A 13,356-nucleotide genomic window follows, 5' to 3' on the forward strand; every position below is an offset into this window, starting at 1 on the left:
TACAGGATCGGGCGGACGGGGCCGAAGCCCTATCCGCCCGCGTACTCAAGTACGTACTCAGAACGCCGAGACGCCCGTCAGCGCACGGCCGATGATCAGCTTCTGGATCTGGCTCGTGCCCTCGTAGAGGGTCATGACACGGGCGTCGCGCAGCAGCTTGCCGACGGGGTACTCGTCGATGTAGCCGTAGCCGCCGAAGACCTGGAGGGCGTTGTTCGCCGCGCGGACCGCGGCCTCGGACGCGAACAGCTTCGCCTTGGACGCCGCCGTCGCGAAGTCCTCGCCGCGGTCGACGAGGTCGGCGACCCGCCAGGTCAGCAGGCGGGCCGCGTCCACGTCGACGGCGATGTCCGAGATCAGCTCCTGCACCAGCTGGTACGAGGCGATGGACTTGCCGAACTGCTCGCGCTCGCCCGCGTATCCGACGGCCGCGTCGAGGGCGGCCTGGGCTATGCCCACGCAGCCCGCGGCCACCGACATCCGGCCCTTGGCGAGCGCGGACATGGCGATCGAGAAGCCCTTGCCCTCCGGGCCCATCAGCGCGGAGGCCGGGACGCGGACGTCCTCAAGAACCAGCTCGGCGGTGGTCTGGCCGCGCAGGCCGAGCTTGCCGTGGATGGTGTTGCGGGTCAGGCCAGGGGTGTCCGTGGGGACCAGGAAGGCGGAGATGCCCTTGTGGCCCGGGGTGTCGTTGGTGCGGGCGAAGAGGAGGACGACATCGGCCCAGGTGCCGTTGGTGATGAAGATCTTCGTGCCGTTGATCACGTAGTCGTCGCCGTCGCGGACCGCGCGGGTCTGGAGGTCGGCCGGGTTCGAGCCGTGGCCCGGTTCGGTGAGGCCGAAGCAGCCCAGCGCCTCTCCGGCCGTCAGCCTCGGGATCCAGTGCCGCTTCTGCTCCTCGTTCGCCCACTGCTGGATCGGCTTGGTGACCAGGCCCAGGGAGACGGAGACGATGCCGCGCACGGACGAGTCCCCGCGCCCCAGCTCCTCCGTGACCAGCGTGTACGAGAAGTGGTCGCCGCCCGAGCCGCCGTACTCCTCGTCGATGGTCAGGCCCAGGAAGCCGACCTCGCCGAGCTTCTTGACGATGCCCCGGTCGACCTCCTCGGCCCGGTCCCACGCCACCACGTTCGGCGCGATCTCGCGGTCCACGAAGTCCTTGGCGAGCCGGCGCACCGCCGTCTGCTCCTCGCTCAGCTCCAGGTTCATGTGCCACTCCCGTGTGGATCGACCGAATCAACCGACTCAGCGGTTAATTAGCAGTGCTAGTTTTTGGTTCGCAGCCCTACTATGTGCCGCATGGCCCGACCGCGCAAGCCCCTCCTGAGCAGAGATCGCATCGTCGACACGGCCCGCACCCTCGTCGACACCGAGGGCCTCGCGGCCGTCTCGACGCGGCGGCTCGCCGCCGAGCTCGGGGTGAGCGGGCCCTCCCTGTACAACCACTTCCGTACGAAGGACCAGATCCTGGAGGCGGTCGCCGACTCGGTGAGCGCACAGGTCGACCTGTCGATGTTCGACGCCCCCGAGGACGGGGCCGACCGGGACTGGCGCACCGCGCTGCACGACTGGGCCGTCTCCTACCGGGCGGCGCTGCGCGCACACCCGAACATCGTCCCGGTGCTCGCGCAGGGGCCGGGGAGACGCCCGGCCGGACTGCGGCTCGCCGACGCGGTGTTCGGCGCGATGGTCGACGCCGGATGGCCGCCACCGCAGGCCACGTCCATCGGCGCGCTCATGCGGTACTTCGTGACGGGATCCGCGCTCGGTTCGTTCGCGGGCGGCTTCCCCGACGACGAGGCCGCGTACGACCCCGCCGACTATCCGCACCTCGGGCAGGCGCATCTGCTCGCCGAGCGACAGGAGGCCGTCGACGACCGGGCCTTCGAGACGGGGCTCACGGCCCTGCTCGACGGGCTCGCCGTGCAGTACGAGCAGGTGGCCACGGCCGCCGCGACGGCCACACCCACCGACCGCTGACGTTTCGGCGGCCGCCGAAGCGTGCCGGGGTCATCCTTGACGCATGGCCGCCTCCACGGAACCCGGCGCTCCGCGCCTCGCCGCCCTCGCCTCACTGATCGCCGACGAGACACGGGCCGCCTGCCTGCTCGCGCTGCTCGACGGCCGGGCGTGGACGGCGGGCGAGCTGGCGCGGCACGCGGGCGTCGCGGCATCGACCGCGAGCGAGCACCTCGGCAAGCTCGTCGCGGGCGGCCTGCTCGCCGAGGAGCGGCAGGGCCGCCACCGGTATCTGCGGCTCGCCGACGCGCAGGTCGCGCAACTCCTGGAGGGGCTTGCCGGGTACGCCGTGCCGGACGGCGGAGAGCGGCCTCCCACGCTCCGGGCCGCGTCGGCGCGGACCGCGATGGCCCGCGGGCGGACCTGCTACGACCACCTCGCGGGCCGGCTCGGGATCACGGTCACCGACGCGATGGTCGAGCGGGGGCTGCTGCGGGCCGATACCGATCCCTCGGCCTCCTCGGCCTTCGCGCTCACCGACGCGGGGCACGGCTGGTTCCGCGCGCTCGGGGCGCCGCTCGAACCCGGTCCGCGACGACCGCTGGCGCGCGGCTGCCTCGACTGGACGGAGCGCCGCCTCCACCTGGCCGGGCGCGCGGGCGCCGCGCTGTGCGGTCACGCCTTCGCGGCCGGCTGGGTCGAGCGGATCGGCTCCGAGCGGGCGGTGCGGGTGACCGGGGCCGGGGAGCAGGCACTGCGGGCCGAGCTGGGCGTGGCGACGCTGCGCTGAGCGGGCACCGTGGCGCGTTCCCGCCCCCGGCCAGGGCCTCCCACAGAAGTAGCTGTAACGTACATTCGCCGGGCCGGGAAACATCTTCGTAACACGGGAGCGGCGCATGACGCAGACGGCGGATGCCGCGATTCACCAGGAAATCGGGCAGAGTTGGGCGACCGGTTGTAGACAGTTCGCGCTGCGCGTGCTGCGTGGCATCGGCCAGGTGACGTTCCTGCCGCGCGCACTCACGGGCACGCTGTTCGCCGCCGCCCTGTTCTCCGCCGGGTGGGAGTACGGACTCTACGGGGTCGGGGGCGCGGCCGTCGGCACGTTGGTCGCGGCGCTGCTCGGCGTGGAGAAGGAGCGGCTCACGCTCGGCATGGAGGGCTTCAACGCCTGCCTCGTGGGCGTGAGTTGCGCCGTCTTCCTCAACCCCGACCAGCTGTCCTCGGTGCTCGTGGCCCTGCTCGGCTGCGCCGCCGCGACCGTGGCCACCGCCGCCGCGGGGCGGGCCCTCGGAGCGTGGGGGCTGCCCGCCCTGACGCTGCCGTTCTGCCTCGTGGCGAGCGTCATCACGCTGGCCGCGCCCGGGTTCGCGCGGGTGTGGACCGGTGGGGGCGGCATCGCCGCGTTCCCGCGGGCGGTGTCCGGGGCCAGGACCGGCCTGCAACTCGACGACGCCGTACGGGGGTTCTTCGCCGGATTCGGCCAGATCTTCCTGATGCCGCAGTGGTACGCGGGGGCCCTGGTGCTCGCCGGGCTGCTGGTGGCCGGGCCGCGCGTCGCGGGCGTGGCCTGCCTCGGGAACGTCGCGGGCATGGCGACCGCGTGGGCACTCGGCGAGCCCGCCGCGCAGCTCGCCGACGGCACGTCCGCGTACAACGCGGTGCTGGTTGCGCTCGCGCTCGGCGGGGTGTTCCTTGAGGCCACGCGTCGTACGGTGCCGTATGCGGTGGCGGGGGCGGTTGCCGCGACGGTGTGTGCGCCGGCGTTCGGGGCGTTGGCGGCGCCGGTGGGTGGTCACATGTTCACGTGGCCGTTCGCGTTGACGACGTTGGTGTTCCTTGTCGCGGCGAGGTCGTTCCCTCGGTTGACCCAATCAAGCCCCTGCGGCGGGTAAATCAAGCCCCTGCGGCGATTGAGCAGCGGGGTCCGGGGCGGAGCCCCGAGGCCTCAGCCACGGCGCCGCCTGCTCAATCGCCGCAGGGGCTAGAAATGGTCAGGCGGATTCGAGGGCGGCGACGTCGAGTTTGCCCATCTTCATCATCGCGGCGAGGACCCGACCGGCCCGGTCCTTGTCGGGGTCGGCGAGGAGTTCGGGCAGGCGGCGCGGCACGATCTGCCAGGACAGGCCGTACTTGTCCTTGCACCAGCCGCACGGCCCGGGCTCGCCGCCGTCCACCGTGAGGCGGTCCCACAGCCGGTCGACCTCGGCCTGGTCGTCGCAGTCCACGGAGAACGAGACCGCTTCGTTGAACTTGAACTCGGGTCCGCCGTCCAGCGCCTGGTACTCGGTGCCCGCGAGGCGGAACGACACGACGACGCCCGAGCCGGGTTCCTGTGACCCCTCGTCGCCGAAGTGCTGGACCTCCAGGACCTCGGAGTCGGAGCCGGGGAAGAGCGACATGTAGAAGGCGACGGCCTCCTCCGACTTGCCGTCGAACCACAAGCAGGGGCGGATCTTCTGGATGCTGGCGGGCATGGCGTGCCTCCTGGGTCCCGTGCCGGCGACGGTCGCGCCGGTCTGCATCAGGCTTCTCCTTCTACAGACCGGCCGCCAGCCGGGAACTCATCGACAGAAGTACGGCTAAAACACGACCAGCGCCCGACCGCCCTTGCCCGCCAGCATGTTGTCGAACGCCGCCGGGATCCCGTCCAGCGCGATCCGCTCGGTCACGAGCGCGCTCAGGTCGAGACGGCCCGCGCGGATGTGCTCCGCGAGCACCGGGAGGTCGTTCGCCGGGTCGCAGTTGCCGTAGACGCAGCCGGACAGCGTGCGGCCCCAGTGGAAGATCTCCAGGGCGTTGAAGGTGACCTGCTGGTCCTTGCCGCCGATGCCGACGACGGTGGTGCGGCCGCCGCGCCGGGTGGACTCCCAGGCGGTACGGATGGTGACGGCGCGGCCGACGCACTCCACCGCCACGTCGACGCCCTGCTTGTCGGTCAGTCCACGGATCTCGCGGGCCGTGTCCTCCGAGGCGACCACGTAGTCCGTGGCGCCCGCCGCGCGCGCCAGCGCCTCCTTCTCCGGGGAGACGTCGACGGCGATGATCTTCGAGGCGCCCGCGATGCGCGCGGCCTGGAGCGTGGCGAGGCCGACGCCGCCGACGCCGTACACCGCGACCGTCTCCCCCTCCCGTACGCGCGCGGAGTGGTGCACGGCGCCGTACCCGGTGAGGACGGCGCAGCCGAGCAGGGCCGCGTCGGTGAGCGGGACGCCGTCCGGTACCGGCAGGACGCAGTTCGCGGCGACGACCGTCTCCTCGGCGAACGCGGCGACGTTCAGGCCGGGGTGGAGATCACTGCCGTCGGACGCACGCTTCGCGTGGATGTTCGCCGCACCCGCGAGGGCGTTGGCGCACAGCCAGACCTCGCCGAGCGCGCAGGCGTGGCAGTTGCCGCAGGACGGCGCCCAGTTGAGGACGACGCCGTCACCGGGGGCCACGTGCGTGACGCCGTCGCCGACGGAGACGACGGTGCCCGCGCCCTCGTGGCCGAGGACCGCGGGGACCGGCACCCGCATCGTGCCGTTGGTCAGGGACAGGTCGGAGTGGCAGACCCCGGCGGCGGCGAGCCGCACCCGGACCTGGCCTGGCCCCGGTTCGGGCAGGTCGATGTCGGCGAGCTCCAGCGGGGAACCGACGGCGGGCAGTACGGCGGCGCGGACCATGATGAGCACAACTCCCTGAGCGAGTGCGGGGTGTCACGTACGTGCCCAGCCAAACTAGCGTCGCTAGTTTCCGGGGTCCAGGGGGCACCGGGTGCGGGGTCAGTGCCGCTGGTGGTCCTTCTCGCGTCGACGGAGCCGGGGCACCCGTGCTCTCCCTTGCCCGGCACCGCCATCGGAGCCGCCATCGGCACCGCCATCGGAGCCGCGCTCCGCGCCGCCCCTGACCCCGAGACCGGCGGCCACGAACAGCAGCCCGCCCAGCATCACGAACGGCGCCGCCGTCCCCGCCACGCCCGCGATCAGTCCCGCGGACGCCGGGGCCGCGACCTGGCCGAGACGGTTGCCGGTCAGCCGGAGCGCCAGGGCGGTGGAGCGGGCCTCGGCGGGGGCGGCCTGGACGACCGTGGTCATGGAGAGCGGCTGGCCCACCCCGAGGCAGAAGCCGAGGACGACCAGCATCGCGCCGAGCGCCCACACGGGCACGGGCAGCGCGATGCCCGCGCACAGCACCGCCGCGAGCAGACACGTGGTGGTGATCAGGGCGGTCCTGCCGAGCCAGTTGATGAGCGGGGTCATGACCAGGCGGCAGGCGACCGTCGCACCCGCGCGCAGGCTGAGCAGCACACCGACCACGGCGGGCGCGATCCCCCGGTGCTCGCCCACCACCGGCAGATACGCCGTGAGGATGTCGGTGGCGGAGAGGACGGCGAGGCTGATGAAGATGCCGCCGGGCACGCCGCGGGTGCGCAGGATGCGGTGCACGGGGACCCTGGAGGCCTCCTTCGTACGCGAATCCGTCCGCGTACGAAGGGACTCGATGCGCCACAGCGAGGTCACGGCCAGCGCGCAGACGCCCGCCGACACGAGGAGAGCGAGCGCGCTCGTGCCCGCCATGTCCTGGCCGTCGATCAGGGCGCCGGCGGCGATCGGCCCGACGAGCTGGCCGAGGGAGGCGCCGATGGTGAAGTGGCCGAAGTTGCGGTCCTGGTCCTCGGGCGCGGACTGCCGGGCCACGATCGACTGGGCGCCGATGACGAAGCACAGATGCCCGAGCCCCATGACACCGCTCCAGGCGGCCATCGCCACGAGGGTGCCGGCGAGTCCGCTCATCGCGCAGCCACCCGCGATGAGGACGACGCCCACCGGGAGCAGTGGCGCGCACCGCCCGTGGTCCGTGCGCCGGCCGAGCGGCACGGCGGCGAACAGCGGGAGCAGCGCGTAGACCCCCGCGATGACGCCGACGGCACGCTCGTCGGCGCCGAGCGCGAGGGCCCGGTAGGAGACCGCGGGCCGCGCCATCGACACCGCCCCCTGCGCGAAGCTGAAGGCGATGACGAGGCGGAGCAGCCAGGCACGGCTCATGAGGTCACGGGATTCATCGGGTCACACGATTCCGAACAGCAGACCGGCGCCGAGGACGACCAGCGCGGTCAACGCCGCCCATTTCACGGTGAACTTGGTGTGGTCGCCGAACTCGACCTTAGCCATGCCCACGAGCACGTAGACCGCCGGGACCAGCGGGCTCGACATGTGCAGCGGCTGGCCGACGAGGGAAGCGCGGGCGATCTCCAGGGTCGAGACGCCGTGCGCGTTCCCGGCCTCGGCGAGGACCGGCACGATGCCGAAGTAGAAGCCGTCGTTGGACATGAAGTACGTGAAGGGGATGGACAGTACGCCCGTCACGAGCGCCATGTGCGGGCCCATCCAGTCCGGGATGCCGCCCACGACCCACTTCGCCATGTGGTCGACCATGCCGGTGCCCTGGAGCACGCCCGTGAAGACGGCGGCGGCGAAGACCATGCCCGCGACGTTGAGCACGTTCTCTGCGTGCGCGCCGATCCGGGCCTTCTGGTCGGTCATGTTCGGGTAGTTGACCGAGAGGGCGAGCGCGGCGCCGAGCATGAACAGCACCGGGATCGGCAGCAACTCCATGATCATGGAGGCCAGGAGCACCACCGTGAGCACGGCGTTGAACCAGTAGAGCTTGGGGCGCAGGGTGGCCCGGTTCGGGTCGAGCCCGGAGAACGTCTCGCCCTCCTCGTTCTCGTACGAGGGGGTGGACGCGGATCCGCCACCGGCACCGGTGCCCTTGCTGCCGCTTCCGGCCCCGACGAGCACCTTCTCCTCGACGGTCTCGGTGACCGTGACGTCCTCGTCCAGCGAGAGATAGCCGAGCCGCTTGCGCTCCCGGTGGCCGAGCACGTACGAGAGGGCGAACACGAAGAGCAGTCCCACGGCGAGCGCCGGGATCATCGGCACGAAGATGTCGCTGGCGTCCACCTTCAGCGCGGTGGCGGCGCGGGCCGTCGGTCCGCCCCAGGGCAGCGTGTTCATCACGCCGTTGGCGGTCGCGGCGACACCCGTCATCACGATGAGGCTCATCTTCAGGCGCTTGTACAGCGGGTACATCGCCGAGACGGTGATCATGAAGGTGGTGGAGCCGTCGCCGTCGAGCGAGACGATCGCGGCGAGCAGGGCGGTGCCGACGACGATGCGGACGGGGTCGGCCTTCGCGAACTTCAGAATGCCGCGCACGATCGGGTCGAAGAGACCGACGTCGATCATCACGCCGAAGTAGACGATCGCGAACATCAGCATGGCGGCGGTGGGCGCCAGGTCACCGATGCCGGCGATCACGTAGTCGCCCAGATTGGCGCCCTTGCCCACCAGGACGCAGAACAGCGCCGGTATGAGCACGAGCGCCGCGATGGGCGACACCTTCTTCATCATGATCAGCACCAGGAAGGTGGCGATCATGCCGAATCCGAGGATGGTCAGCATGGAGGGATCCCTAACGTCTGCGTTCGCCGTCGAACAGTTGCCGTGGGGGTGGCAGCCAGCGAGACGCTAGGTGGGCCGAACAAGTGTTAACAAGACGTTGACACGCGAGCAATAAGCGCAAAACTCCAGGTCACGGGCGCTTCAGTCGAGCACCCGCGCCAGATACGCCCGCAGCAGCTCCCGCACCTCGCCGATGACCGCCTCGTCGCCGCGCTCCGGGTCGATGCGGAACGCGAGCCGGACCAGGGCGTCGGCGGATTCGACGGCCACCAGGAACGCGCGGCGCAGGGCGGCGTCCGGGGTGCGGTCGAGGCGGGGGGCGAGGAGGTCGGTGAGGGTGTCGGCGACGCGGAGGTTGGGGTCGGCGTCCGGGGCGCCCACGGGGAGCTGGGTGCCGAAGTCGACCAGGGAGAAGCCCGGCGCCGTGCGCTTCATCGCGAGGTACTCGTCCAGCACGGCGTCCATCGCGGCCCGCCAGTCGCCGGTGCGGACGTCCCTGAGGCGCGCGGTGACCCGCCGCACGTACCGGTCGAGGTTCCGTTCGGCCAGCGCGTCGACCAGGGCCCGCTTGTTGCCGAAGAAGCGGTAGACCGAGCCGATGGGGACCTCGGCGCGGTGCGCGACGGCGCGGGTGCTCAGCTCGTCGTAGCCCGTCTCGTCGAGGAGTTCGGCGCAGGCGTCGAGGATCCGGGCCAGGCGCTCGGCGCTGCGCCGCTGAACGGGCTTGCGGCGCAGGGGCGTTGGATGGGCCATGCGGACCAGCCTACGGTGATGCGGTCAGGTCCGCGGTGGCCTGGACCGGCTTGTCCGCGACCGCCCATACCGTGTGGTCGTCGGCGTAGAGGCGGGCGGTGAGGTGGTGGGTGCCGCGGTGCAGGCGGGTGCCGGGGAGGCGGTAGTCGACGGCGCGCAGCCGGGCGAGGCTGCGGCCGTCGAGGTAGAGCCGCGCGTACCCGTGGCCCTTGATGGCGCGGGCCGGGGTGCCCTGGGGGCTGAGGCGGAAGCGGCGTATCCAGATGCGGACCTCCCAGCCGCCCGCGGGGCCCGTCTCCGGCTTCACGATCAAGCCGATCTCCGGTGCGCCCTCCTTGGGGACCCGGCGGTAGTGGTGGCCCGCGCCGTCGGTGCGGGAGAGTACCTCCCCGGCGTTCCGCGGTCCGCCGCCGTCGCCCCCGCAGCCCACGACGCCCGCCAGCAGGGCGCAGGTCAGCAGCGCCGTGGCGGCCGCGCGGAGAGACGGAGAGGTGGGCATGTTCGGGACGGTAGAGGACCGTTGACGTCGGCGGATCCCTCGCGGGGAGGACGCTCGCGGGCCCGCGCTCGGCCGCTGGTACCGCCGCGCGTCAGCCATCCGGCGGACGGTGATGTCTTGCGCCGCCCTCCCGCGAATCCTACGGTGTTGCATAGGAATCATTGACCAGGGAGCGATGATGAGCGGGGACGTACGCAAGACCGCCGAGGGGCTGACCTACCTCTCCGGCTTCGGGAACGAGCACGGCTCGGAGGCCGTGCCGGGGGCCCTGCCCGAGGGGCGCAACTCGCCGCAGCGCGCGCCGCTCGGCCTGTACGCGGAGCAGCTCAGCGGCACCGCGTTCACCGAGCCGCGGGCCCACAACCGCCGCTCGTGGCTGTACCGGATCCGCCCGTCGGCGGCGCACCCGGAGTTCCGCCGTGTCGACAACGGGGCGGTGCGCACGGCCCCGTTCACCGAGACCGTTCCCGACCCCAACCGCCGCCGCTGGGACCCGCTGCCCGAGCCGGCGCCCGGCACGGACTGGCTGGCCGGCCTGTGGACGCTGGGCGGCAACGGCGACGCGACGCAGCGCACCGGCATGGCCGTGCACGTGTACCACGCCAACTCCCCCATGACGGAACGGGTGTTCAGCGACGCGGACGGTGAACTGCTGATCGTTCCGGAGCGCGGCGGGCTGCTGCTGCGCACGGAGTTCGGGGTGCTCGCCGTCGATCCGGGCGAGGTGGCGCTGATCCCGCGCGGCGTCCGCTTCCGGGTGGAGCTCTTCGAGGAGTCCGCGCGCGGGTACGTCTGCGAGAACTACGGCGCCCCGTTCCAGCTGCCCGACCTCGGCCCGATCGGCGCCAACGGCCTCGCGAACGCACGGGACTTCAGGGCACCGGTCGCCGCGTACGAGGACGACGTCGACCGCCCCGTCGAGGTCGTCAACAAGTTCTGCGGCAACCTCTGGTCGGCGACGTACGACCACTCCCCGCTCGACGTCGTCGCCTGGCACGGCAATCACGTCCCGTACGTGTACGACCTGCGCCGCTTCAACGTCATCGGGACCATCTCGTACGACCACCCGGACCCGTCGATCTTCACGGTGCTCACGTCGCCGTCCGACACCCCGGGTCTCGCGGGCGTCGACTTCGTCGTCTTCGCGCCGCGCTGGCTGGTGGGCGAGGACACGTTCCGGCCGCCGTACTTCCACCGGAACGTGATGAGCGAGTACATGGGGCTCATCGAGGGCGCGTACGACGCGAAGGCCGCCGGGAAGGGGGGATTCGTGCCGGGCGGCGGCTCGCTGCACAACATGATGTCGGCGCACGGTCCCGACCGGGACACCTTCGATAAGGCGAGCGCCGCCGAGCTGAAGCCGCAGAAGGTGGACGACGGCCTGGCCTTCATGTTCGAGACGCGCTGGCCCGTCACCCTCGCCCCGCAGGCCTCGACCGCCGGGCATCTCCAGCGCGGCTACGACGACGTGTGGCGTGGCCTGGAGCGCCACTTCCGCGGATAGACCCCGTGGTCGCCGCATTGCACCAGTCCCCCCACGACCGGTACGGATAACCCGTGACGTCATTCGCCCCGGACTCGATCGTCCTGAACCGCAAATTGCCGCTCTGGTATCAGGTGTCGCAGTCCCTGCGCGCCTCGATACTCGGAAGATCGCCGCAGGACCCGCTGCGCCTGCCCACCGAGGAACAACTCGCGGGGCACTACGGGGTCTCCGTGCTCACCATGCGCCAGGCGCTCAAGGAACTGGAGGACGAGGGGCTCATCACGCGGCACCGGCGCCGCGGCACGTTCATCGAGCCGGATGCCCAACAGGGCGCGCCAGTGCGCCTGTTGGGATCGGTCGACGCGATCGTCGCGCAGCAGTCCGGCATGACGACGCGGCTGCTGGACCACGGCACGGTGCCGGTCCCCGTGGCCTTCGCCGAGCACTTCCCGGGGGCCGCGGCCGTCCCCACGTACCACCGGCTGCGCAGCGACGAGAAGACCGGCGAGCCGACGAACCACGCCCGCAACTATCTGCGGCCCGACCTCGGCGCCCGCGTCGACCTCGCGGACCTGGAGCGGTGGCCGATGACGAAGGTGCTGCGGGACGTGGTCGGCGTGCGCATCAGCCGGATCACGGACTCGGTGCAGGCGCGCCTCGCGGATCCCGAGACGGCCCGGCTGCTCGAAGTGCCGCTGCTCAGCCCGATCCTGCACTACACAGGCATCACGTACGACGAGGAGGGCAGGGTGTTGGACGTGGCAGTCATCCACTACCGGGGCGACCGCTTCTCGTTCACGGTGACGTTGGATGCGGATTGATGTTGCGCGGCCACGGCGTTGCGGCCTCGGGGCTCCGCCCCGGACCCCGCGCCTCAAACGCCGGCGGGGCTGGGTATTTCAAGCCCCGCCTTGCGGACGAGAGCCAGCGGGGTCCGGGGCAGAGCCCCGAGGGCGCAACCACGGTGCCGTGGAAGGAGGGACGTACCATGCCGGTCGTGACGAACGCCCCGCTCCTCGCGGAGCTCATGCCCTGGTCCGTCGCGCCACTCCGCACCGGCCGCGGCTGGCCCGTCGCCCCGGACGCCGCGTCCCTGAAGACCCGTTGGAACACCTTCGTGGCGGCCGGGCAGGCCGAGCGCGCCGCGCTCCTCGAACCCTCGCGCGCCCGCACCCTGCACACCGCCGCCGCCCAGCTCCCCGGCCAACGCACCGGCACCGAGCCGCTCGCGCACGCGGAGGGGCCCTGCCCACCGCCGGTGCCGCTGCTGCACGCCCCGTTCGACGAGCAGTGGCTCATCCCTGACCAGCGCCTGATCGACGCGGCGCGCCCCGAGCTGTGGCGGGTCGCGGACGAGCGGCAGCTGTACCTCGTCGAGCAGGGGTACGTGCCCGATGCGGGCGGCCCTGCGCTGCTCGCGTCCGCGGTCCTCCCGGAGGGCCGCTCCCCCGCCGGCCGGCCCGGCCGCATCCGCCCGCTGTACCGCCGTCCCGGCGGCGCGGAGCCGAACGTGGCGCCGGGCCTGCTCACCCACCTCTCCGGCGCGTACGACCAAGAGGTGACGGCGGCCGAGCTGTTCGCGTGGATCCTGGTGGCGGGCGCCCGCGACGGCTCCCGCGACATCCGCGTGCCGCTGCCGGACGACGCCGACGTGTGGGCGCGCGGCGTGGAACTCGGCCGCCGCGTCCTGTGGCTGGAGCGGCGCGGCACGGAGACCGAGCGCCCCAAGCTGCCCGGCGGCCGCCGCCCCTATGTGCGCGCCCCGCTGCCCGCCCGGCCGACGGAGATCCTCTACGACCGCGAGGAGGAGGCCCTGCTCGTCGGCGACGGGCGGGTGTCCCCGGTCCCCGCGGCGGCCTGGGACTTCCAGGTCAGCGGGGTCCGGGTCCTGGAGCAGTGGTTCGTCCGCCGCACCGAACCTGCCGAGCCCGGCACGCTCGCGGCCCTGCGCCCGGCCACCTGGCCGCAGCCGTGGACCTCACAACTCCTGGAACTCGTCTCGGCCCTGACCCTGCTCGCGGAACTCGGCCCGCCGCAGGACGAGTTGCGGGCGGCCGCCCTCGCGGACCCGCTCACCACGAAGGATCTGGAACGGGCGCGCGTGCTCCCGGTGCCGGACGCGGCCCGCCGCCCCGCTTCGGTCCTCGACCACCAGGAAGAGGGCCCGGGCGGCCAGTTCGCGATTCTCTGACCTGGCGGGGCGGGTTGGCGGG

Annotated in this window: 13 protein-coding genes; 6 read left to right on the plus strand and 7 right to left on the minus strand. The window is 72.2% G+C overall.

The window, feature by feature from the left end:
• Nucleotides 1–57: 57 nt before the first annotated feature.
• The gene (locus OKJ99_RS20585) at nucleotides 58–1,209 is read right to left on the minus strand and encodes an acyl-CoA dehydrogenase family protein (protein ID WP_326018400.1); all 1,152 of its coding nucleotides are present in this window, start codon (nucleotides 1,207–1,209) and stop codon (nucleotides 58–60) included.
• Nucleotides 1,210–1,299: 90 nt separating this feature from the next.
• On the opposite strand from OKJ99_RS20585, the gene OKJ99_RS20590 reads away from it, so the two are divergent.
• From OKJ99_RS20590 to OKJ99_RS20600, 3 genes are all read left to right on the plus strand, one after another.
• Complete coding sequence (locus tag OKJ99_RS20590) at nucleotides 1,300–1,980, plus strand: TetR/AcrR family transcriptional regulator (protein WP_326018402.1); 681 nt, start codon at nucleotides 1,300–1,302, stop codon at nucleotides 1,978–1,980.
• Between the two features lie 43 nt (nucleotides 1,981–2,023).
• A complete protein-coding gene (locus OKJ99_RS20595; protein ID WP_326018404.1) occupies nucleotides 2,024–2,749 on the plus strand; it encodes an ArsR/SmtB family transcription factor in 726 nt (241 codons plus the stop codon).
• A 106-nt stretch (nucleotides 2,750–2,855) separates the two neighbouring features.
• The gene (locus tag OKJ99_RS20600) at nucleotides 2,856–3,854 is read left to right on the plus strand and encodes an urea transporter (protein WP_326018405.1); all 999 of its coding nucleotides are present in this window, start codon (nucleotides 2,856–2,858) and stop codon (nucleotides 3,852–3,854) included.
• A gap of 99 nt (nucleotides 3,855–3,953) precedes the next feature.
• Here OKJ99_RS20600 and OKJ99_RS20605 read toward each other — a convergent pair whose 3' ends face one another.
• The 6 genes from OKJ99_RS20605 to OKJ99_RS20630 form a co-directional block, all read right to left on the minus strand.
• Nucleotides 3,954–4,424 (minus strand): VOC family protein, encoded by a 471-nt coding sequence (locus OKJ99_RS20605; protein WP_326018467.1) that lies wholly within the window; start codon nucleotides 4,422–4,424, stop codon nucleotides 3,954–3,956.
• A gap of 117 nt (nucleotides 4,425–4,541) precedes the next feature.
• On the minus strand, nucleotides 4,542–5,624 hold the full coding sequence (locus OKJ99_RS20610; RefSeq protein ID WP_326018407.1) for a Zn-dependent alcohol dehydrogenase: 1,083 nt from the start codon (nucleotides 5,622–5,624) through the stop codon (nucleotides 4,542–4,544).
• A 99-nt stretch (nucleotides 5,625–5,723) separates the two neighbouring features.
• Nucleotides 5,724–6,986: an MFS transporter gene (locus OKJ99_RS20615; protein WP_326018409.1), complete on the minus strand. Its 1,263-nt coding sequence runs from the start codon at nucleotides 6,984–6,986 to the stop codon at nucleotides 5,724–5,726.
• A 21-nt stretch (nucleotides 6,987–7,007) separates the two neighbouring features.
• Nucleotides 7,008–8,405, minus strand: coding sequence for a CitMHS family transporter (locus OKJ99_RS20620; RefSeq protein ID WP_326018410.1), 1,398 nt, complete (start codon nucleotides 8,403–8,405; stop codon nucleotides 7,008–7,010).
• Nucleotides 8,406–8,546: 141 nt separating this feature from the next.
• Nucleotides 8,547–9,158 (minus strand): TetR/AcrR family transcriptional regulator, encoded by a 612-nt coding sequence (locus OKJ99_RS20625; RefSeq protein WP_326018411.1) that lies wholly within the window; start codon nucleotides 9,156–9,158, stop codon nucleotides 8,547–8,549.
• 10 nt (nucleotides 9,159–9,168) lie between these two features.
• Nucleotides 9,169–9,657: a hypothetical protein gene (locus OKJ99_RS20630; protein WP_326018412.1), complete on the minus strand. Its 489-nt coding sequence runs from the start codon at nucleotides 9,655–9,657 to the stop codon at nucleotides 9,169–9,171.
• 178 nt (nucleotides 9,658–9,835) lie between these two features.
• Between OKJ99_RS20630 and hmgA the strand changes: the two genes are divergently transcribed.
• The 3 genes from hmgA to OKJ99_RS20645 all read left to right on the plus strand — a co-directional run bounded on the left by hmgA (nucleotide 9,836) and on the right by OKJ99_RS20645 (nucleotide 13,334).
• Complete coding sequence (gene hmgA / locus OKJ99_RS20635) at nucleotides 9,836–11,161, plus strand: homogentisate 1,2-dioxygenase (protein WP_326018414.1); 1,326 nt, start codon at nucleotides 9,836–9,838, stop codon at nucleotides 11,159–11,161.
• A gap of 53 nt (nucleotides 11,162–11,214) precedes the next feature.
• The gene (locus tag OKJ99_RS20640) at nucleotides 11,215–11,964 is read left to right on the plus strand and encodes a GntR family transcriptional regulator (protein WP_326018415.1); all 750 of its coding nucleotides are present in this window, start codon (nucleotides 11,215–11,217) and stop codon (nucleotides 11,962–11,964) included.
• A 167-nt stretch (nucleotides 11,965–12,131) separates the two neighbouring features.
• Complete coding sequence (locus OKJ99_RS20645) at nucleotides 12,132–13,334, plus strand: type ISP restriction/modification enzyme (protein ID WP_326018417.1); 1,203 nt, start codon at nucleotides 12,132–12,134, stop codon at nucleotides 13,332–13,334.
• The last annotated feature ends 22 nt before the right edge of the window (nucleotides 13,335–13,356 follow it).

This window comes from Streptomyces endophyticus, assembly GCF_035798155.1.
Lineage (GTDB): Bacteria > Actinomycetota > Actinomycetes > Streptomycetales > Streptomycetaceae > Streptomyces > Streptomyces endophyticus.